This is a genomic window from Pseudomonas sp. NFACC41-3 (genome assembly GCF_900109505.1).
Lineage (GTDB): Bacteria > Pseudomonadota > Gammaproteobacteria > Pseudomonadales > Pseudomonadaceae > Aquipseudomonas > Aquipseudomonas chlororaphis.
In genome coordinates this window covers 726139-747219 of the sequence record NZ_FOAE01000002.1, presented here as the reverse complement: position 1 = coordinate 747219, position 21081 = coordinate 726139, and the positions used below count along the sequence as shown (strand labels likewise).

Genomic DNA, 21081 nt, shown 5'->3' with positions numbered 1-21081 from the left:
AACTCGCTCGCTCCTGCAGGAGCACCACAGACGCCACCGCTTTCGGTGGCGTTTTCATATAAGAAGGAACAGGCCATGCGTGCACTGGCAGCATTAAGTCGTTTTGTCGGCAATACCTTTGCCTACTGGGTACTGATTTTCGCGGTGGTGGCGTTCTTGCAGCCAGACTGGTTCATCGGCCTCAAGGGCGCCATCGTGCCGCTGCTGGGCCTGGTAATGTTCGGCATGGGCCTGACCCTGAAGCTCGAAGACTTCGCCGAAGTCGCCCGCCATCCGTGGCGCGTGGCCCTGGGCGTGGTCGCGCACTTCGTGATCATGCCGGGCGTGGCCTGGTTGCTGTGCCAGATATTCCACCTGCCGCCGGAAATCGCCGTCGGCGTGATCCTGGTCGGCTGCTGCCCAAGCGGCACGTCGTCCAACGTCATGACCTGGCTGGCCCGCGGCGACCTGGCGCTGTCGGTGGCGATCGCCGCCGTCACCACCCTGCTGGCACCGCTTTTGACCCCGACCCTGATCTGGCTCCTGGCCTCGGCCTGGCTGCCGGTCTCGTTCATGGAGTTGTTCTGGTCGATCCTGCAAGTGGTACTGCTGCCGATCGTGCTCGGGGTGATTGCCCAGCGCGTGCTCGGCGACCGGGTGCGGCATGCAGTGGAGGTATTGCCGCTGGTGTCGGTGGTCAGCATTGTGATCATCGTCACCGCGGTGGTCGCCGCCAGCCAGGCGAAAATCGCCGAGTCCGGCCTGCTGATCATGGCCGTGGTGATGCTGCATAACAGCTTCGGTTACCTGCTGGGTTACTTCACCGGCCGCCTGTTCAAGCTGCCGTTGGCGCAACGCAAATCCCTGGCCCTGGAAGTCGGCATGCAGAACTCCGGCCTCGGCGCCGCCCTGGCCAGCGCGCACTTCTCGCCCCTGGCGGCGGTGCCGAGCGCCCTGTTCAGTGTCTGGCACAACATTTCCGGGGCGCTGCTTTCCACCTGGTTCCGCCGCATGAGCGAAAAGGACGACCGCGCACTGGCTGCCCAGCAGGCGAGCGACTGAGGAGAAACCTTGATCCCCGGGTTAATGATGGGCACTATACTGCGCAACGCGGGGACGACCCCGCGGCTCGATCGAGTCATTAATCTGGGGACGACCCCGTCAATCGATGGAGGTCATCATGTCCTGGATCATTCTGTTTTTCGCCGGCCTGTTTGAAGTGGGCTGGGCCGTCGGCCTCAAGTACACCGACGGTTTCAGTCGCCCTCTCCCTACCGCCCTGACCATCGCCGCCATGGCGGTCAGCCTCGGTCTGCTGGGGCTGGCCATGAAGGAACTGCCGCTGGGCACCGCCTATGCCATCTGGACCGGGGTCGGCGCGGTCGGCACGGTGATCGCCGGAATCATTCTGTTCGGTGAGTCCATGGCGCTGTTCCGCCTGGCCAGCGTGGCGCTGATCATTACCGGACTGATCGGCTTGAAGGTCAGCGCGGCCTGATCCCCCCTGTAGCCGCTGCCGCAGGCTGCGATAAGGCCGAAGGCCTTCAGCGATCTTAAAATCCTGCGCCCACGTTGTGGGCGAGCGCAGCCTGCGGCAGCGGCTACAGGTATCAGCGCAGGCTACCGCGCAGCTCACCCACCAGGGTTTGCAAACGGGCCGGTTCGGCACTGTCGGCGGTCACGGCCGAACCCGCCACCAGGGTCACTCGCGACCACAGGCGGCGGAACAGTCCCTTGCTTGGATCGCGGCTGAAAAAGCTGCCCCACAGCCCCCGCAACGCCAGCGGAATCACCGGTACCGGCGTCTCTTCGAGAATCCGCGTCAGCCCACCCTTGAACTCATTGATCTCGCCATCGGCGGTCAGCTTGCCTTCCGGGAAGATGCACACCAGCTCGCCATCCTTGAGGTAGCGGGCAATCTGGGTGAACGCCCTTTCGTAGATCTGGATGTCCTCGTTGCGCCCGGCAATTGGAATGGTTCCGGCGGTACGGAAAATGAAGTTGAGCAGCGGCAGGTTGTAGATCTTGTAATACATCACGAAACGAATCGGCCGCCGCACCGCGCCTCCGATCAGCAAGGCATCGACGAAGGACACGTGATTGCACACCAGCAACGCCGCGCCTTCGTCCGGGATCGCCTCCAGGTTGCGGTGCTCGACCCGATACATGGAATGGCTGAGCAGCCAGATCATGAAACGCATGCTGAACTCAGGGACGATCTTGAAGATGTAGGCGTTGACCGCGATGTTCAGCAGCGACACCACCAGGAACAGCTGCGGAATCGACAGTTTGGCCAGGCTCAGCAAGACGATCGAGACGATCGCCGATACCACCATGAACAGCGCGTTGAGAATGTTGTTCGCGGCAATCACCCGCGCCCGCTCGTTCTCCGGGGTCCGCGACTGAATCAGTGCATACAGCGGCACGATGTAGAAACCACCGAAGATGCCCAGGCCGAGAATATCGATCAGCACCCACCAGGCGTGGCCATAACCGAGGACCTCGAGCCAGCTGTACCCCGCCTCGCTTGGCGCAATCCCGCCGGAATGCCACCACAGCAGCAGGCCGAGCACCGTCAGGCCGAACGAGCCAAAAGGCACCAGGCCGATCTCGACCTTACGCCCCGAGAGTTTCTCGCACAGCATGGAGCCGGCGGCGATGCCCACCGAGAACACCGTGAGGATCAGCGTGACCACTGTCTCGTCGCCGTGCATCCACTCCTTGGCATAGGCCGGAATCTGCGTCAGGTAGATCGCCCCGACAAACCAGAACCACGAGTTGCCGACGATCGAGCGCGACACAGCCGGCGTCTGCCCCAGCCCCAGGCGCAGGGTAGCCCAGGACTGGCTGAAGATATTCCAGTTCAGGCGCATGTCCGGAGTGGCCGCCGCGGCCCGGGGGATGCCCCGGCTGGCGAGGTAACCGAGCACGGCGACGGCAATGATCGCCGTCGAGACAATCGGTGCGTAATGGGCGGAGGACATCATGATCCCGGCACCAATGGTCCCGGCAAGAATCGCCAGGAAAGTGCCCATTTCCACCAGGCCGTTGCCCCCCACCAGCTCTTCCTCCCGCAGCGCCTGGGGCAGGATCGAATATTTCACCGGGCCGAACAGCGCCGAGTGGGTGCCCATGGCGAACAGTGCCAGCAGCATCAACGACAGGTGATCGAAGACAAACCCCACCGCCCCCACGGCCATGATCACAATCTCGCCGAGCTTGATCAGGCGAATCAACGCATCCTTGGCGAACTTCTCGCCGAATTGCCCGGCCAGCGCCGAGAACAGGAAGAACGGCAGGATAAACAGCAAGGCGCAGAGGTTGACCCAGATCGAGCGGTCACCCTCGATGGCCAGCTTGTAGAGAATGGCGAGGATCAGCGACTGCTTGAAGATGTTGTCGTTGAACGCACCGAGGGACTGAGTAATGAAGAACGGCAGGAAACGCCGCGTACGAAGCAAGGTGAACTGTGAGGGGTGACTCATCTTCCATGTCCCTGAGTGGCTTGGATGCTGTTATTGGATTATCGATCTTCGATCCAGGCCACAACCTTACCTAAAGTTCGCGGATTATTTCGCTAATCCTGCGATGCAAGGCGAAACGAACAACTCGCCACGATAAGCGCCCTGCAGCGTGCGCTTGCCCACCAACAGCCACATCAGTGCCAGCGCCAGGACCAACAGGCTGCCGAACACCGCGAAAAACGTCAGGTTCAGGGTAGAGGCCAGTTTCAAGGTGGTCAGGGCATAGACCCCCAGCGGGAAGGTGAACCCCCACCAGCCGAGGTTGAACGGAATGCCGTCGCGCAGGTAACGCAGGGTGATCAGCAGCGCTACCAGCATCCACCACAGGCCGAAACCCCACAGGGTGATACCGGCCACCAGGCCCAGGCCCTCGGCGATTTCGCCGATTGCGGCCATGCCGTTAGCGGCAAAGATCGCTGGAGCGTCCGCGCCCAGCAGCAACATGCCCAGGGCTCCCGTGCCGATCGGCCCCAGGGCCAGCCAGCTCGAGGCAGCCATGCTTTCGTGAGGCAGCTTATGCAAGGCCATGCGCAGCAGGAGAATGGTCAGGATGCTGAAAGCCACCGGCAACGAGAAGGCCCAGAGCACATAGCTGGTCACCAGCATCACCAGTTGCGAATGCGCGTCCACCAGATGCGGCGCCAGCAGCCCGCCACTGGCGGCGGCGACTTCGGCCGCGACCACCGGCAATAGCCAGACCGCGGTCATCTGGTCGATACGGTGCTCCTGGCGGGTGAACATCATGTAGGGAATCAACACCCCGCAAGCCAGCGACAGCGCCACATCCAGCCACCACAGCAGCTCGGCCAGCTGCACCACACCGTCGCCCCAGCGTGGTACGCCGAACAGCAGGAAACCGTTGATGATGGTGGCCAGCCCCATGGGGATGGTGCCGAAGAACATCGAGACCGTGGAATGCCCGAAAATCCGCCGGGCTTCGTCGAAGAACATTACCCAGCGTGCCGCATAAGCGACGCTGAACCCCACGAACAGCCCGATGGTGAACAGCCACAGCCCCTCGGCCAACAGGTGCAGGCCCGGGATCCGCAGCGGCAACTGGGCCAGCGCCAGGGCCAGCACGCCGGTGCCCATGGTGGCGGCGAACCAGTTGGGGGTGAAATGGCGGATGGCTTCGCGAGGATGCTGCAGCTGGCTCAAGGGCCGTCCGGTTCTGAGGGTATTGGGGCATGTCATGGTCTGATCTCCTGTCCTCCGATGAGGTGGAGCCCATGGTAGAACCGGATCGAATATCTATATAACGGGTAATTTCTCTATCTGTTATCTATTTTGTAAATATAAAAGCTAGACACTGCCTGCGTTTCAACCACCGGCATCCGCGTCGCGCTCAACTCTCTTGCGCGACGCAGGCCTTGGCGGTGCGCTGGCGCAGCAACCCCAGCAAAGCGCCCAGGGACAACAGAATCAACACTGCGCCATAACCGTCGGTGGTAGCGATCAGGCCGAAACTGCGCGTCAGGTTTCCCGCCAGCAGGGACGGCAGACAGAACGCCAGATAACTCAGGACATAAAACGCCGACATCAACCCCGCCCGCTCATGGGGCAAGGCCAGCGGCATCACACTGCGCAGAGCACCGAGGAACCCGGAGCCAAAACCTCCGCCCGTGACCAGGGTGCCGAGGAAGAACAGCGGCAGGCTGGCGGTGTGCACGGCGATGAGGATCAGGCTGATGCCGACGGCCAGCAGGCTCGCGCCCAACCGCAGAACCTTGTCGGCCGGACGATGGCGCAGGGAAACAATCATCAGGGCACCGCTCAGGGTCAGCACCGCCACCAGGCCACCGCCGATCAGGTTCGAGGTCGAGCCTGTCGCGGTGCGCACCAGCGATGGCGCCAATGACAGAAAGAACCCGCCCACGGCCCATACCGCCACATCCACCGGCAACGCCAGCCACAGCGCCCGCCGCGTCTGGGGCGGTACATGCAGCGAGGGCCGCAGGGAAGCCCAGACACCGGCCTGGGCAGTGACCGTCTCCGGCAGGCGCCAGACGTACAGCGCCTGGGCGACAAACAGCACCAGCAGCAACCAGTAGGCCAGTTGCAGCGGCAACGGCGCATATTCCACCAGCAAGCCGCTGCCCATCGCCCCGCACGCCATGCCCAGCAAGGGCGCCACGCTGTTGACCAACGGCCCCTGCTGGCGGTCGGTATCCAGCAGCGCCGCCCCCAGCACACTGGTGGCCATGCCGGTGGCGAAGCCCTGCATCACCCGGGCAGCAATCAGCCAGGCCACGCTGTCGGCCTGGATGAACAGCAGCATCGCCAGTATGTCCAGCAGCAGCGCCACGAAGATCACCGGCTTGCGTCCCAGATAATCCGAAAGCGAGCCCACGGTGAGCAGCGCCGCCAGCAGGCTCAAGGCGTAGACACCGAAGATCAGGGTCAAGGTCGCCGACGAGAATTGCAGCGCCTCCTGATACAGGTGATACATCGGCGTCGGCACACTGGAAGCGGCGAGAAAACTGAGTAAGGTGATCGCCAGAAACAACAGTCTGGAACGGTTTGACCGTGAAGAGTCGACACTACTGGACATGGGCACGCTCCATTAAAGCTAATTTTTTGCTTTTGCGGAGTGTGCTACCGCCTCGCTCTTAAAGCAAATTCTTTGTGTTAAGGTTCGATCCATGGCTATTAAAGAAGGTTTACGCCCGGGCGGGCGCAGTGCCCGGGTACAGGAATCCATCCACTCGGCAGTCAGGGAACTCCTCGAAGAACAGGAGCGCTCGACCCTGACCGTGCCGCAAATCGCCACCCGCGCCGGCGTTACGCCCTCGACCATCTACCGGCGCTGGGGCGACCTGTCGGCACTGCTGGCGGATGTCGCCCTGGAACGCATGCGCCCGGACAGCGAACCGGCCGCCACCGGCAGCCTGCGCGGCGACCTGCGGGCCTGGTCCGAACAGTACCTCGACGAAATGAGCTCCGAACCCGGGCGCAACATGATGCGCGACGTGCAATGCAGCAGCACGCCCGGCTATTGCGTGAGCATTCTCAGCGGGCAATTGCAGATCATCCTCGACCGTCACCGGCACAGCGAAACAGCCCTGCCCAGCATCGACCGGCTGTTGAACATGCTGGTGGCGCCAACGGTGTTCCGCATCCTGTTCGCCGCGCAACCGCTTGAAGTGCAGGAACTGCATGAACTGATCGACATCGCGCTGCGGCCTTGAGGCCGCTCTCGCGCCAACCGATTCCGAGCCACCTTCCATAGGCGCGCGCCTTCCGCGATAAAACCTGACAGGCAGCCCTCTTCCCCCTGCGACACCTGGCCGCGCCAATACCTTGGTCGACACTGACGAACCCTGAACATCGTGCGAGACTGTCTGACCGGGCTGAAGCGCCCGGCGCGCCTTTATGTTCGGAGTTTCCATGTCGCTGTCCAGCGGGCTGATCGCCATCGTCGCCCTGGCCTATATGGCCATCATGTTCGCCATCGCCTTTTACGGTGACCGCCGCAGCGCGCCCTTGCCGCCGCGAGTGCGCGCCTGGGTGTACAGCCTGTCGCTGGCGGTGTATTGCACCAGCTGGACCTTCTTCGGCGCCGTCGGCCAGGCCGCAGAGCAACTCTGGTCGTTCTTGCCGATCTACCTGGGGCCGATCCTGCTGCTGGTGCTCGCGCCCTGGGTCCTGCAAAAGATGGTGATGATCAGCAAACAGGAAAACATCACCTCCATCGCCGACTTCATCGCCGCGCGCTACGGCAAGTCCCAGACCCTGGCGGTGGTGGTGGCGCTGATCTGCCTGGTCGGCGTGCTTCCTTATATTGCCCTGCAGCTCAAGGGCATCGTGCTTGGCGTGGACCTGCTGATCGGCGCGGGGGCTGACACCATGGGCACCCGCGCCCAGGACACGGCGCTGATCGTGTCGCTGATCCTGGCGCTGTTCACCATCGTCTTCGGTACCCGCAACCTCGACGCCACCGAGCACCACCGCGGCATGGTGCTGGCGATTGCCTTCGAATCCCTGGTCAAGCTGCTGGCCTTTCTCGCGGTCGGCGCCTTTGTCACCTATGGCCTGTACGACGGTTTCGACGACCTGTTCAGCCAGGCCATGCTCGCCCCGCGCCTGGAACAGTACTGGGAAGAAACCATCAACTGGCCGTCGATGGTGGTGCAGACCGGCGTCGCCATGATGGCGATCATCTGCCTGCCGCGGCAGTTCCACGTCACAGTGGTAGAGAACATCGAACCCCAGGACCTGCGCCTGGCCAAGTGGGTGTTTCCCGCCTACCTGGCCCTGGCCGCGCTGTTCGTGGTGCCGATCGCCCTGGCCGGGCAGATGCTGCTGCCCAGCTCAGTGCTGCCGGATTCGTTCGTCATCAGCCTGCCCCTGGCCCAGGCCCATCCGGCCCTGGCCGTGCTGGCCTTCATCGGCGGCGCGTCGGCCGCCACCGGCATGGTGATCGTCGCCAGCGTGGCCCTGTCGACCATGGTCTCCAACGACATGCTGCTGCCCTGGCTGCTGCGTCGGCAGAGTGCCGAACGGCCCTTCGAAGTGTTCCGCCACTGGATGCTCTCGGTGCGCCGGGTCAGCATCGTGGTCATCCTGCTGCTGGCTTATGTCAGCTACCGCCTGCTGGGCTCCACCGCGAGCCTGGCGACCATCGGCCAGATCGCCTTTGCCGCGGTGACCCAACTGGCCCCGGCCATGCTCGGCGCGCTGTACTGGAAGCAGGCCAACCGCCGCGGCGTGTTCGCCGGATTGGCGGCCGGCACTTTCCTGTGGTTCTACACCCTGGTCCTGCCGATCGCCGCCCACAGCCTGGGCTGGTCGCTGAGCAGCTTCCCGGGCCTGGCCTGGCTGCACGGCAACCCGCTGAACCTGCCGATCACACCCTTGACCCAAGGTGTGGTGCTGTCGCTGGCCGGCAATTTCACCCTGTTCGCCTGGGTCTCGGTGCTGTCGCGTACCCGGGTTTCGGAGCACTGGCAGGCCGGGCGCTTCATCGGCCAGGAAATCAGCGGCCGCCCCAGCTCCCGCTCGATGCTCTCGGTGCAGATCGACGACCTGCTCAAGCTCGCCGCGCGTTTTGTCGGGGAAGAACGGGCCCGCCAGAGCTTCATCCGCTTTGCCTACCGCCAGGGCAAAGGCTTCAACCCCAACCAGAACGCCGACGGCGAATGGATCGCCCACACCGAACGCCTGCTGGCCGGCGTGCTCGGCGCATCGTCCACCCGCGCGGTGGTCAAGGCCGCCATCGAAGGGCGGGAGATGCAGCTCGAAGACGTGGTGCGCATCGCCGACGAAGCCTCGGAAGTGCTGCAATTCAACCGGGCCTTGCTGCAAGGCGCGATCGAGAACATCAGCCAGGGCATCAGCGTGGTCGACCAATCCCTCAGGCTGGTGGCCTGGAACCGTCGCTACCTGGAGCTGTTCAACTACCCGGACGGGCTGATCAGCGTCGGCCGGCCGATCGCCGACATCATCCGCCACAACGCCGAACGAGGCCTGTGCGGGCCGGGCGAGGCCGAAGTGCATGTCGCCCGCCGCCTGCACTGGATGCGTCAGGGCCGCGCCCACACCTCCGAACGGCTGTTCCCCAATGGCCGGGTGATCGAGTTGATCGGCAACCCGATGCCCGGCGGCGGCTTTGTCATGAGCTTCACCGACATCACCCCGTTCCGCGAGGCCGAACAGGCCCTCACCGAAGCCAACGAAGGCCTGGAACAACGGGTCGCCGAGCGAACCCACGAGCTGTCGCAACTGAACGCCGCGCTGACCGAGGCCAAGGGCACCGCCGAGGCCGCCAACCAGTCCAAGACTCGTTTCCTGGCGGCGGTCAGTCACGACCTGATGCAACCGCTGAATGCCGCCCGGCTGTTCTCCGCCGCCCTCTCCCACCAGGACGACGGTTTGTCCGCCGAAGCCCAGCAATTGGTCCAGCACCTGGACAGCTCCCTGCGCTCTGCCGAAGACCTGATCAGCGACCTGCTGGATATCTCCCGCCTGGAAAACGGCAAGATCAATCCGGAGCGCAAGCCGTTCGTGCTCAACGAGCTGTTCGATACCCTGGGGGCCGAATTCAAGGTGCTGGCCCAGGAGCAAGGCCTGAAATTCCGTCTGCGCGGCAGCCGTCTCCGGGTCGACAGCGACATCAAGCTACTGCGCCGGGTTCTGCAGAACTTCCTGACCAATGCCTTCCGTTACGCCAAAGGGCCTGTGCTGCTGGGCGTACGCCGCCGCGGCAACCAGCTGTGCCTGGAAGTCTGGGACCGTGGACCGGGGATTCCTCTGGATAAGCAGCAAGTGATCTTCGAAGAATTCAAACGCCTCGACAGCCACCAGACCCGCGCCGAAAAAGGCCTGGGCCTCGGGTTGGCGATCGCCGACGGGCTGTGTCGCGTGCTCGGTCACGGCCTGCAAGTACGCTCCTGGCCGGGCAAGGGCAGCGTCTTCAGTGTCAGCGTGCCTTTGGCCAAGGCGGCCGTCAGCGCACCGAGGCAGGTGGCCGAACTCAACGGCCATCTGCTGTCCGGCGCCCAGGTACTGTGTGTCGATAACGAAGACAGCATCCTGATCGGCATGAACAGCCTGCTCAGCCGCTGGGGCTGCCAGGTCTGGACCGCGCGTAACCGCGAAGAATGCGCGGCGCTGCTCAATGATGGCGTGCGCCCGCAACTGGCATTGGTGGACTATCACCTGGACGATGGTGAAACCGGCACCGAGGTCATGGCCTGGCTGCGTACCCAGTTGGGTGACCCGGTGCCAGGCGTGGTGATCAGCGCCGACGGGCGCCCCGAGATGGTCGCCGAGGTGCACGCCGCGGGGTTGGACTACCTGGCCAAGCCGGTGAAGCCCGCGGCATTGCGGGCGCTGCTGAGCCGGCATCTGCCGCTCTGACCTTCCGCCCCCGGGTCAATCCGGCAGTTCGAGCAACGCGCCATCGGCATCGGTCATTGCCCGCTCCAGCAGGTCCGCGGGCAGGCTCTTGCTGGCACGCGCCCCGAGCAACCGCAGTTGCTCGCTGCGGCTGACCAGGTTGCCACGCCCCTCGGTCAGCTTGTTGCGCGCGGCGCTGTAGGCCTTGTCCAACTGCTGCAGACGATTGCCGACTTCATCCAGATCCTGAATGAACAACACGAACTTGTCGTACAGCCAACCGGCGCGTTCGGCGATTTCCCGGGCGTTCTGGCTCTGCCGCTCCTGCTTCCACAGGCTGTCGATCACTCGCAGGGTAGCCAGCAAGGTGGTCGGGCTGACGATCACGATATTGAGGTCGAAGGCTTCTTGGAACAGGTTGGGCTCGGCCTGCAAGGCGGCGGAAAAAGCCGCCTCGATGGGTACGAAGAGCAACACGAAATCCAGGCTGTGCAAACCTTCCAGACGCTTGTAGTCCTTGCCGGCCAGGCCTTTGACGTGATTGCGCAAGGACAGTACGTGCTGCTTCAGCGCCGCCTGGCCGATCACTTCATCGTCCGCCGCGACAAACTGCTGGTAGGCGGTCAGGCTGACCTTGGAGTCCACCACCACCTGCTTGTCGCCGGGCAGCATGATCAGCACGTCGGGCTGGAAACGCTCGCCGTCGGGCCCTTTGAGGCTGACCTGGGTCTGGTACTCACGGCCCTTCTCCAGGCCGGCATGCTCCAGTACCCGCTCGAGAATCAGCTCGCCCCAGTTGCCCTGGGTTTTCTGGCCCTTGAGCGCACGGGTCAGGTTGGTCGCCTCGTCACTCAAACGCAGGTTCAGCTGTTGCAGGCGCTCGAGCTCCTTGCCGAGGGAAAAACGCTCGCGCGCTTCGGCCTGATAACTCTCTTCGACCCGCTTCTCGAAGGACTGGATGCGCTCCTTGAGCGGGTCGAGCAATTGTCCGAGACGCTGCTGGCTGTTCTCGGCAAAACGCTGCTCACGCTCGTCGAAGATCTTGCCCGCCAGCTCGGCGAACTGCGCCCGCAGCTCGTCCCGCGAGCCTTGCAGGTCGCTCAGGCGTTGCTGGTGGCTTTCCTGCTGCTCGCGCAACTCGGCATTCAACGACGCGGCCTGGGCGTCCAGGCGCCGCAGCTCGGCTTCCTTGTTGGCCCGTTCAAGGTTCCAGGCGTGGGCGGCATCACGGGCGTTGTCGCGTTCGATCTGCAACAACTCGACTTCCCGGCGCACCGCCGCCAGATCGGCCTGCTTCACGGCATTGGCCTGGCCCAGGTCGCTGATCTCGTCGCGGCAGGCGTCCAGTTGGGCGTTCAAGCCATCCTGTGCCAGCAACGCGGTGGCCAGGCGTTCCTCCAGCAGGGACAGTTCGGTTTGGCGGGAGCTCAGACGGCGTTGCAGTTGCCAGGCGAGCGCCACCAAGGGCAATGCCGCGCCTGCCAGACCGAGCAGTACGCTGGTCAAGTCCATAGCCATAGCCACTCCAGACAGTGAAATAAAGCTTGAAGGTTAACCAAGGGACCGAGGCTTGGACAGCTCAGTCTTCGATCTGGCCAAGCTCCAGCTGGGCGCGGCGATCGCCAGCCCGTGCCGCCTGGCGCAGCAGGTCATGACCAATCCGCCGATCGCGGGCGTTGCCGCATTCGCGGCACATCAGTTGGCCAAGACGACTCTGTGCGGCCACCACCCCTTCCCGGGCAGGCTGCTTGAGCAAATGCCCGGCAAAGTGCTTGACGTTCCGGTTATCACCCAGGCGCGGGCTGTCGAGCAGCCACATGGCCACACGTAACGAAAAACGCTTGGGCTCGGTAACACTGGAAGAGGCAGAGGTAACAGAAGGTGACACTGAGCGAAACTTCATAAAGCACTGTAGGGCAGATCGGAAGGCGCGCCACTCTACTCCTTTTTTCACACGCGTAAAGTCGAAAAAACTCGGCACGCCCGTGCTAGAGCAAGCGCTTGGGACAATCCACAGAAGCTGTGGATAACTCAGTGGACAACCGCCCTACAAGTCTCCGAAAGCCGTATGGGACGGGGCCCGCAGTCAAACTGACGATTTTTTCACCAGTAAAAAAAACCGATGTTTTTCATTGACTTAAATTTTCATCGCAGGCATTAGAGGGCCCGGCAGGTGAGGTGACAGGCCGGTGACAGCCCGCGCAACTATTGTGCACAAGTAACCTTGATCCGGTTATATCGGTGCACCTTTTTCGCCCGTTCATGGGAGAACAGCAGCGAAGACCAAAGCTCCAGTAACAACTTTCTGCTCAACTACGGTGGAAAGCCCGGCCTGCCTCGTTCACGACCCCGCTCCCTGTGACACTCATAACCATTTTGCCTAACACACTTGCACCAGCTACATCAATCCGTTATCATCCACAGCGTTAGTACCAAGCTGAAAGTCAATTCTGGTCGAACAAGTCCCCCGGTTTAGCTTCCCTGAAGAGAAGTTTCTACCGACTACACGGGATCGACCACCTCGCTGGTTTCCAGGTAAAGCTTTTGCCGACACTGCCTTTGAACACATTGCAAAGGATGTCGCAAAGCCCTTTTTACTCTGACCGAACCAACCTGCAAATTGATCAGGATCTTCACCTGGGGCCCAGAACCTTAACCCCTGCTGTGATTGCCTGCCCTCCTAAGTACCTACCTGCCAGCCCTAGCGCGCACTTGATAAAGCGCTTCCAACTGGCTGCTTTGTTCCAGTCGGGTTCTTCGTTCGACCAATGGTGGTCGGCGTTACTGGAACGTTTTAACGTTGCACGGTTCTTAACCGTGTCATTTGTAGGAACACCCAATAACTATGTCTACTCAAATCCAGACTCAGGATGCCATTCGCACCCTCACCAATGCTTTTGCTCCAATGAACTGCCTGATCATGGCTGCTCGCAAAGGCTGCTTCAGCTTCACCCTGGTCAACGAACACGGTATCGCTCGTCACAGCGAACGCCTGTACCCCGATCAGTATTCCAGCGCCGAGCCGCTGCAAGCGGTGATCGAGCGCACCCGTCAGGCCCTCACCGCCTGAGACGCCAAAGCGCTGAAAACCCGAAGCCCCGCCTGAATAGCGGGGCTTTTTATTACCTGTTATTTCGATTTGCCCGCCTTCGGCTAAAGCACCATCCGATATAACGGTTATAACAGGAAGCCGGAAATATTTTAAAAACAGACCTTTACAGCAACGATATGACACTACACTTCAACTCAAGCGGCATGATCCGCTTCCGGCGAGCCTGACCGATCCACCGCTGCCAAGCTCCCCCATCAGGCCTCGCCGGCCACTTCACGCTTCGAGGGCTTTATGGGTATTGCCGCCAGCGAACTGTGCCGCTACGTGATCCGCCCGACCCTGATCTATCTGGGCAACCACAGTCGCACCGCAGAATCATTGCTGCTAGGCATCGCCGCCAGTCAATCCGCCCTCGGCTCCGCCCTGCACGACCGCAGAGGCCATGGCCTCTACCGCATCGCCGAACCCCGCCACCAGGCACTCTGGGACCACTATCTGGCCCTGGACCCGGAACGCGCCAGCCTGGTTCGCGGCCTGGCCAGCCAGCATGCATTCCTCAGCGGGCCGCATCTGGAATTGACCGTCAACCTGCGTTACGCCACCGCCATCGCCTGGCTGCTGGTAGAAGAGCAGAACACCCCGCTCCCCGAGGCCGATGATCTGGTCGGCATGGCTCGTATCTGGAAGCAGATCTTCCAGCCACAAGGACGTTTGCGGGATTTCGCCGATGCCTGGCAGACCTGTGTTGCGCCACTGAATCAGGTCGCCTGCTGAGCGGACTTTTTGCAAGTTCGCGCAAACAAGCGCAATTTTGGTCGGATTGTCCTACAAAACCGCTCTATCTCAAGCCATACAGCCTATAGCGTTGAGGAGGAAATGTTGGTAATTTTCGCTCCGGTGATCACCAGGAGTTCTAATAATGAAAAAAGTAATACTCAAAACCAGTCTTAGCCTTGCCGTTGCCATGGCATCCACCCAACTTTTCGCAAGTGGCTTTGCCCTGAACGAACAAAGCATCAGCGGCATGGGTACTGGTTTCGCCGGTCGATCCTCTGCTGCCGACGATGCAAGCACAGTTTTTGGTAACCCTGCCGGTATGTCGCGCCTGAAACGCCAGCAAGTCACTGGCGGTCTCGCGGCCATTGACGCGTCCACCGATATCAACGACGCCAGCGGTAGCCAGAGAGGGACCAACAAAGGCGATATGGTGCCGTTCACCGCCGTCCCAATGGCCTACTACGTCAAGCCAATCGATGACCAGTGGGCCTTCGGCCTGGGTGTCTACGCCCCGTTCGGCCTGATCACCGACTATGAAAGCGGCTTCCAGGGCCGTAACTTCGGCAGCAAAAGCGAAGTTAAAATCGTCACCTTCCAGCCAACCGTCAGCTATGCCTTCAACGACAAGGTGTCGATCGGTTTCGGCCCGACCATCAACCGTATCTCCGGCACCCTGGAATCCGCGCTGACCACGCCACTGTCGCCTAACGATGGCAATGTCCAGATCAAGGGTGACGATATCGGCTATGGCTACAACATCGGTGTGCTGGTCCAGGCAACCGATACCACTCGCGTGGGCCTGACTTATCACTCGAAGGTCAAGTACAAGCTGGAAGGCCACACCGAAGTCAGCCCAGGCGCCGGTACTCCGAGCGCCCTGCTGCGCGGTGCTCGCTACGACGCCTCGCTGGACATCACCACCCCTGAGTCGGCCGACCTGTCGGTGACCCAGGACCTCAACGATGCCTGGAAACTCTACGCCGGTGCGACCTGGACCCGCTGGAGCCGCCTGAAAGACATCACCGTGCAAAACGAAGGCGTAACCGCCAGCGCCGGCGGTCTCCTGGCCCCGGGCGCCCTCAGTTCCATCAAGGAAGAACAGAACTGGCACGACACCTGGGCCTATGCCATCGGTACCTCCTATCAGCTGAACAAGCAGTGGGTACTGCGCACCGGCCTGACCTTCGACCAGTCGCCAGCCAACAACACCAACCGCTCGCCACGCATTCCTACCGGCGACCGGACCATCTTCAGCCTCGGTGCCGGCTGGAGCCCAACTGAAGACCTGACCATCGACGTGGCTTACTCCTACCTCAAGGAAGAGAAAGTCAAGGTCAACAACAGGAACCAGCAGCTCGGCCAGTCTTACAGCGCCGAGTACGAAAACAGCGCGAACGGCTTCGGCGTGGGGGCAACCTACCGCTTCTAAAGCCTGACGGCCTGAACGAAAAAGCCCCCGCATCCAAGGATGCCGGGGCTTTTTTATTGGCCGCGGATAACACTCAAGGCTTGGATGCCAGCGCCTGCTCCACCGCCTTGATCAGTTCCGGACTGTCCGGTTTGGTCAGACTGGAGAAATTGGCGATCACCTTGCCCTGGCGATCGACCACATACTTGTAGAAATTCCACTTCGGCGCGCTGCTCTGCTCGGCCAGGACCTTGAACAGATGCACCGCGTCCGGGCCTCGGACCTGCTGCGGCTCGGTCATGGTGAAGGTGACGCCGTAGTTCGCATAACAGACCTTGGCCGTCTCCGCGCCATCCTTGGACTCCTGTTTGAAGTCATTGGACGGCACGCCTACCAGCTCCAGTCCCTGATCCTTGTAACGCTGGTACAACGCCTCAAGCCCCTTGAACTGTGGGGCGAAGCCGCAAAAACTCGCGGTATTGACCACCACCAGCGGCTTGCCGGCAAAACGTTGGCATAGGTCGACGGATTCCTTGGCGCGCAACTTGGGCAACGAGCCCTGCAACAGCGACGGGCATTCGCCCGCCCAGGTCGAACCAACAAACACCATGAGTACAGCTGGAACAGCAAGCCAGCGCGCCAACATATTCAACTCCTTGAAAGTACCGTCAGAGGGTGAAGCTACTCGCCCGGCGGACACCCTAGCAAGCGCTTCCTAGCAGACGCCCATACCCAACTGCATCAGCGCCAGCCCACCCTGGTGCCAGCCCCACCAGGCCAACACCAGCAAGGCGATAACAACCATCAGGCCGACCCAGCGCAAACCTGTCCGGCTCATGCCGCGCTCGCCTGCAGACGGGCAACCGGACGCTCGCGCACCGGCCAGTTCAGGGCCGCGGCCAGCAGACTGAGGAGAATCGCCACCTGCCAGATCAAGTCATAACTCCCGGTTCGATCGTAGACCACCCCGCCGAGCCAGCCGCCGAGGAACGAGCCCAACTGGTGAAACAGAAACACGATGCCGCCCAGCATGGACAGGTTGCGCACCCCGAACAAGGTGGCCACCGTGCCATTGGTCAGCGGCACCGTCGACAGCCACAGGAAGCCCATGGCCATGCCGAACAGATACGCGCTGAGCTGCGTCACCGGCAGCCAGAGGAACAGGCCGATGACCACCGCGCGCAACAGGTACAGGCCGGTCAGCAAGCGCGGCTTGGACATGCGCCCGCCCAGCCAGCCGGCGGTGTAGGTACCGAAGATATTGAACAGGCCGATCAGCGCCAGCACGGTGGTGCCCACCGTGGCCGGCAAGTGCTGGTCCACCAGGTAGGCCGGCAAATGCACGCCGATGAACACCACCTGGAAACCGCAGACGAAAAAGCCGAACGCCAGCAGCCAGAACCCGGAGTGAGAGCAGGCCTCACGCAAGGCCTCGGAGAGGCTCTGTTCATGGCCCAGGCTGGGCAGCGGTTTGTCCTTGAGCATGCTCACCAGCGGCACGATCAATGCCACCAGCAACCCCAGCACCAACAGTGCCGACGACCAGCCGAGCCAGCCAATCAAGCCCAGGGTGCCCGGCAGCATGGCGAACTGACCGAACGAACCGGCCGCACTGGCGACCCCCATGCCCATGCTGCGCTTCTCCGCCGGCAGCGCGCGCCCCACCACGCCGAGAATCACTGAAAACGAGGTCCCCGAAAGCCCGATACCGATCAGCAAGCCGGCGCTCAACGACAGCGACAGCGGCGAATCGGCCAACCCCATGAACAACAGGCCCACGGCGTATAACACACCGCCGACCAGTACCACCTTCGCCGCACCGAAGCGGTCGGCCAGGGCTCCAGTGAAGGGCTGGGCCAGGCCCCAGATGAGGTTCTGCAGGGCAATGGCAAAGGCAAACACCTCGCGCCCCCAGCCGAATTCCGCGCTCATGGGCGGCAGAAACAGCCCGAAGCCATGTCTTATCCCCAGGGACAAGGCCAGGATCAGCGCACTCCCGAGAAGAACCCAACCGCTGGTACGCCACATCGAAGTCATTTTATTCTCCATTTACGGGTATATACCCGCTTATCATCGAACGAAAGGCCTTCACGCCAGTTCGTTCAGCAAGGCCAGCAAGGTTTCGCGTTTTTCTGCACCCAGACGGTCGATCAAGCGCTGTTGCGCCGCTTCCCAGGCCGGCAAGGCCGCCAGCAGTCGCTGCTGGCCCTCATCGGTCAGCTGAACGATGCGATTGCGTTGATCCTCGCCTTCGGACAGCCGGACCAGGCCCTCGCCTTCCAGCACCCGCAGGTTACGGCCCAGGGTGCTGCGGTCCAGGCCCATGGCCTCGGCCAGGCTGGAAATGCTCGGTTGGTCCAGGCGCTGCAGGTTGCTCAGCAGGGAATACTGGGCAACGTTGATCCCGAAGCCGTCGAGAGCGCCGTCGTAGAACCTGCTGACGCCACGGGCGGCGCGCCGCAGGTTGGTGCACAGACATTGAGAAGGAAGCATGGTGCGTGTATATACCCGCGATTAAGGGAATGCAAGAAATTTGCATAGTTCAGGGCGCGAATAAAACCCGCGCTCCGCCTTTCTAGAACAGCGCCAACCCTACCAGGACCGTCACCTCCAGCAGTTCCAGCAGGGCGCCCGCCGTGTCCCCGGTGGTGCCTCCCAGGCGACGCAGCATCAACTGACGCAAGCCAGCAAACACCAGGCCCGCCAGCAGCAACGCCAACACCGCGCGCCAACCACCGAGCACGACACAGGCCAGCGCGGCGAGCGCCAACACCCACTTGCCGGCCAGACGTGGCAGATGATTCGCCAGCGCCTGCCCAAGGCCACCAGGGCGCACATAAGGCGTGCAGAGGAACAATCCCAGCAAGGCGCCGCGACCGATCAGCGGCGCCAGCAGCAAGGCAACGCCGGCCTGCTGCTCGATCAGCGCCACCAGCGCGGCGAACTTGAGCAGCAACACCAGCCCCAGGGTGACCACGGCAATCGGCCCGCTGCGCGGGTCCTTCATGATCGTCAGTGTGCGCTCGCGATCGCCGAAGCCGCCCAGCCAGGCGTCCGCGCTGTCGGCCAGCCCGTCCAGATGCAAGGCACCGCTGAGCAGCACCCAGACCGTCAGCAACAACGCCCCATGCAGCAACAGTGGTGCGCCCATCAACAACTGGTTCAGCCCCCAGAGCAGCACCCCGAACAGCAGGCCGATCAGCGGATAGAACAGCAACGACCGGCCCATTTCCTCGGGCGACGGCATGCCCGGCAAACGCACCGGAAAACTGCTGAGAAATTGCAGGGCGATCCAGAATGGCAACACGCTCAGACTCCTTCGCTCAATACCAGGCCAGCCTCGACAGTCAGGGCGAACAAGGCACCATGAGCGACCTCGACATTCAGCAACTGCTCGCGCGGCAAACCTCGGGCCCGGGCCAGCAACAAGCGCATCACTCCGCCATGGCTGACCAGCAGCACCCGCTCGCCGGCATAACGCTGATGCAGACGTTCGACCGCCCCCAGCACCCGCGCGGAAAACGCCAGCACCGGCTCGCCCTGCGGCGGGGTAAAGGCATAGGGATCGGCCCAGAACCGCCCCAGCGCCTCGGCATCGGTCGCCATCAGCGCCACCGCACTCTGCCCTTCCCAGGCACCAAAATGCAGCTCCTGCAGATCCGGGTCCAGGGTCACCGGCAGCGCCAGGCGCGCCCCCAGTTCCTCGGCAAAACGCGCGCAGCGTTGCAAGGGTGAACTCACCAGCCGATCCCAGGGCCCCCGGCCTGCGACAGCAGCACGCATCTGCTGCCAACCGGCGTCGGTCAGGGCATCGTCGAGGCTGCCACGCAGGCCGCCACCGAGCTCGGTTTCGCCGTGGCGCAGCAAGTCCAGGCGCAAGGTCATGCCGGACGATCCGCCACGGCCGCTTCGGCGAAAGTCGCCATCTGCCCGTGCAGGTCGCAGGCCAGGCGCAGCAACGGCACCGCCAGCGCCGCGCCGCTGCCCTCGCCCAGGCGCAGGCCGAGGTCCAGCAAAGGCTCGGCCTCGAGGGTTTGCAGGATATCCCGATGCCCCGGCTCGGCCCCACGGTGGCCGAACAGCAACCACGGGCGGCACTCGGGGTTCAGCCGCACTGCCACCAGCGCCGCCACGCTGCAAATGAAACCATCGACCAACACTGCGACGCCTTCCTGGGCACAGGCCAGGTACGCCCCAACGAGCGCGGCGATCTCGAAACCGCCAAGGTTGAACAAGGTCTGCAAGGCATCGCCACGCTGGGCGGCATGCAGGCTCAAGGCGCGCTCGATCACCTGCGCCTTGTGGCTGACACCCGCCGCATCCAGGCCGGTGCCCGGCCCCGCGAGGTGCGCCACCGGAATGTCCAGCAAGGCGCAGGCCACGGCGCTGGCCGCGGTGGTGTTACCGATGCCCATCTCGCCGCCGATAAACAGTTCGCTGCCCTGCTCGACGGCCCGCAGCACACTGTCACGTCCGGCCTGCAGGGCCTGCTCGCCCTGGGCCTGGGTCATGGCCGGCCCCTCGACGAAGTTCCGGGTACCCGCCCCCAGGTTCAAATGCCGCACGCCGGGCAGGTTCAAGCCGGGCGTCACCGTGCCGAGGTCGACCACTTCCAGGCGTGCCCGCAACTGCCGCGCCAACACGCTGATGGCCGCGCCGCCGCTGACGAAGTTGTGCAGCATCTGCCCGGTGACTGCCTGCGGATAAGCCGAAACGCCCTCGGCCACCACCCCGTGGTCGCCGGCGAAAATCGCGATCCACAGCTGCTCCAGGCCAGGCTTGACCCGCCCCTGCAAGCCGGCCAGCTGTACCGCGACCCGCTCCAGTTGCCCCAGCGAACCCGCGGGCTTGGTCAATTGCTGCTGACGCGACCGCGCCGCCTCCAGGGCTTGAGTGTCGAGCGCCTTGCACGGCCGCAGCCACCAGAAGTCATTCATAACGCAGTTCCTTTCAGAGTCAGGGGCAGGCCGGCCACCGTCAGCACTACCCGCTGACAACGCTCGGCCAGGGCTTGATGCAACCAACCGGCTTCATCGACATAACGGCGAGTCAATTCGCCCAGCGGCACGACACCCATTCCGGTCTCGTTGCTGACAAAAATGATTGCGCCCGGCAGCGACGCCAGGCACTCCAGCAGCGCTTCGCGTTCACTGGCGAGCCGCTGGGCATCCTCCAGCAGCAACAGGTTGGTCAGCCACAAGGTCAGGCAATCCACCAGCAGGCAGCGCTCGACGCTCGCGCTTTCGCGCAGCACCCGCGCCAATTCCAACGGCTCCTCGATCAATGCCCATTCGGCCGGACGCCGTTCGCGGTGATGGGCGATGCGCTGATTCATTTCGCCGTCCAGCGCCTGGCTGGTGGCGATATAGGTCACGGCCAGGCCGCTCTCGCCGGCGAGCTTTTCCGCCAGGCGACTCTTGCCGGAACGGGCACCGCCGAGGATCAGTTGCAACATGCTTGGAAACCCTTGAATTGAGGTACAGCCACAGCGGCGCGGCAATGCC

Annotated in this window: 20 protein-coding genes; 7 read left to right on the top strand and 13 right to left on the bottom strand. The window is 62.9% G+C overall.

What is annotated here, in order from left to right; genetic code table 11:
* Positions 1 to 75: 75 nt before the first annotated feature.
* On the top strand, positions 76 to 1041 hold the full coding sequence (locus BMY68_RS12880; RefSeq protein ID WP_009045084.1) for a bile acid:sodium symporter family protein: 966 nt from the start codon (positions 76 to 78) through the stop codon (positions 1039 to 1041).
* A 118-nt stretch (positions 1042 to 1159) separates the two neighbouring features.
* On the top strand, positions 1160 to 1477 hold the full coding sequence (gene sugE, locus BMY68_RS12875) for a quaternary ammonium compound efflux SMR transporter SugE (protein WP_007927818.1): 318 nt from the start codon (positions 1160 to 1162) through the stop codon (positions 1475 to 1477).
* 112 nt (positions 1478 to 1589) lie between these two features.
* On the opposite strand, the gene BMY68_RS12870 is transcribed toward sugE, so the two are convergent.
* The 3 genes from BMY68_RS12870 to BMY68_RS12860 all read right to left on the bottom strand — a co-directional run bounded on the left by BMY68_RS12870 (position 1590) and on the right by BMY68_RS12860 (position 6054).
* Entirely contained in the window at positions 1590 to 3464 is a 1875-nt protein-coding gene (locus tag BMY68_RS12870) for an MFS transporter (RefSeq protein WP_085531860.1), read from the bottom strand.
* Positions 3465 to 3548: 84 nt separating this feature from the next.
* Positions 3549 to 4697 carry a TDT family transporter gene (locus BMY68_RS12865; protein WP_085531862.1) on the bottom strand — a complete coding sequence of 383 codons (1149 nt, stop codon included), beginning with the start codon at positions 4695 to 4697 and terminating at the stop codon, positions 3549 to 3551.
* 151 nt (positions 4698 to 4848) lie between these two features.
* Positions 4849 to 6054, bottom strand: a complete 1206-nt coding sequence (locus BMY68_RS12860; RefSeq protein ID WP_085531864.1) for an MFS transporter — start codon at positions 6052 to 6054, stop codon at positions 4849 to 4851.
* 91 nt (positions 6055 to 6145) lie between these two features.
* Between BMY68_RS12860 and BMY68_RS12855 the strand changes: the two genes are divergently transcribed.
* Positions 6146 to 6691, top strand: coding sequence for a TetR/AcrR family transcriptional regulator (locus BMY68_RS12855; RefSeq protein WP_085531866.1), 546 nt, complete (start codon positions 6146 to 6148; stop codon positions 6689 to 6691).
* Positions 6692 to 6890: 199 nt separating this feature from the next.
* Positions 6891 to 10361: a hybrid sensor histidine kinase/response regulator gene (locus tag BMY68_RS12850; protein WP_007927812.1), complete on the top strand. Its 3471-nt coding sequence runs from the start codon at positions 6891 to 6893 to the stop codon at positions 10359 to 10361.
* Between the two features lie 15 nt (positions 10362 to 10376).
* On the opposite strand, the gene rmuC is transcribed toward BMY68_RS12850, so the two are convergent.
* Together rmuC and BMY68_RS12840 are read right to left on the bottom strand one after the other, a co-directional pair.
* The gene (gene rmuC, locus BMY68_RS12845; RefSeq protein WP_175534839.1) at positions 10377 to 11744 is read right to left on the bottom strand and encodes a DNA recombination protein RmuC; all 1368 of its coding nucleotides are present in this window, start codon (positions 11742 to 11744) and stop codon (positions 10377 to 10379) included.
* Positions 11745 to 11919: 175 nt separating this feature from the next.
* A complete protein-coding gene (locus tag BMY68_RS12840; protein ID WP_037035088.1) occupies positions 11920 to 12243 on the bottom strand; it encodes an SEL1-like repeat protein in 324 nt (107 codons plus the stop codon).
* Between the two features lie 942 nt (positions 12244 to 13185).
* On the opposite strand from BMY68_RS12840, the gene BMY68_RS12830 reads away from it, so the two are divergent.
* From BMY68_RS12830 to BMY68_RS12820, 3 genes are all read left to right on the top strand, one after another.
* Entirely contained in the window at positions 13186 to 13410 is a 225-nt protein-coding gene (locus tag BMY68_RS12830; protein WP_007927809.1) for a hypothetical protein, read from the top strand.
* A 273-nt stretch (positions 13411 to 13683) separates the two neighbouring features.
* Entirely contained in the window at positions 13684 to 14166 is a 483-nt protein-coding gene (locus BMY68_RS12825) for a hypothetical protein (protein ID WP_007927808.1), read from the top strand.
* 145 nt (positions 14167 to 14311) lie between these two features.
* A complete protein-coding gene (locus BMY68_RS12820) occupies positions 14312 to 15598 on the top strand; it encodes an OmpP1/FadL family transporter (RefSeq protein WP_085531869.1) in 1287 nt (428 codons plus the stop codon).
* A 73-nt stretch (positions 15599 to 15671) separates the two neighbouring features.
* On the opposite strand, the gene BMY68_RS12815 is transcribed toward BMY68_RS12820, so the two are convergent.
* The 8 genes from BMY68_RS12815 to cobU all read right to left on the bottom strand — a co-directional run bounded on the left by BMY68_RS12815 (position 15672) and on the right by cobU (position 21032).
* A complete protein-coding gene (locus BMY68_RS12815; RefSeq protein WP_085531871.1) occupies positions 15672 to 16223 on the bottom strand; it encodes a glutathione peroxidase in 552 nt (183 codons plus the stop codon).
* Between the two features lie 69 nt (positions 16224 to 16292).
* Positions 16293 to 16415, bottom strand: a complete 123-nt coding sequence (locus BMY68_RS30285; protein WP_009045094.1) for a hypothetical protein — start codon at positions 16413 to 16415, stop codon at positions 16293 to 16295.
* Positions 16412 to 17605: an MFS transporter gene (locus tag BMY68_RS12810; protein ID WP_175510578.1), complete on the bottom strand. Its 1194-nt coding sequence runs from the start codon at positions 17603 to 17605 to the stop codon at positions 16412 to 16414. The genes BMY68_RS30285 and BMY68_RS12810 overlap by 4 nt, the downstream gene beginning before the upstream one ends.
* A gap of 60 nt (positions 17606 to 17665) precedes the next feature.
* Positions 17666 to 18070 carry a MarR family winged helix-turn-helix transcriptional regulator gene (locus tag BMY68_RS12805; RefSeq protein WP_007927803.1) on the bottom strand — a complete coding sequence of 135 codons (405 nt, stop codon included), beginning with the start codon at positions 18068 to 18070 and terminating at the stop codon, positions 17666 to 17668.
* Between the two features lie 82 nt (positions 18071 to 18152).
* Entirely contained in the window at positions 18153 to 18884 is a 732-nt protein-coding gene (locus tag BMY68_RS12800; protein ID WP_085531873.1) for an adenosylcobinamide-GDP ribazoletransferase, read from the bottom strand.
* Between the two features lie 2 nt (positions 18885 to 18886).
* On the bottom strand, positions 18887 to 19462 hold the full coding sequence (cobC, locus tag BMY68_RS12795; RefSeq protein WP_085531875.1) for an alpha-ribazole phosphatase family protein: 576 nt from the start codon (positions 19460 to 19462) through the stop codon (positions 18887 to 18889).
* On the bottom strand, positions 19459 to 20514 hold the full coding sequence (gene cobT / locus BMY68_RS12790; protein WP_085531877.1) for a nicotinate-nucleotide--dimethylbenzimidazole phosphoribosyltransferase: 1056 nt from the start codon (positions 20512 to 20514) through the stop codon (positions 19459 to 19461). The genes cobC and cobT overlap by 4 nt, the downstream gene beginning before the upstream one ends.
* Positions 20511 to 21032, bottom strand: coding sequence for a bifunctional adenosylcobinamide kinase/adenosylcobinamide-phosphate guanylyltransferase (gene cobU / locus BMY68_RS12785; RefSeq protein WP_085531879.1), 522 nt, complete (start codon positions 21030 to 21032; stop codon positions 20511 to 20513). The genes cobT and cobU overlap by 4 nt, the downstream gene beginning before the upstream one ends.
* Positions 21033 to 21081 lie beyond the last annotated feature (49 nt).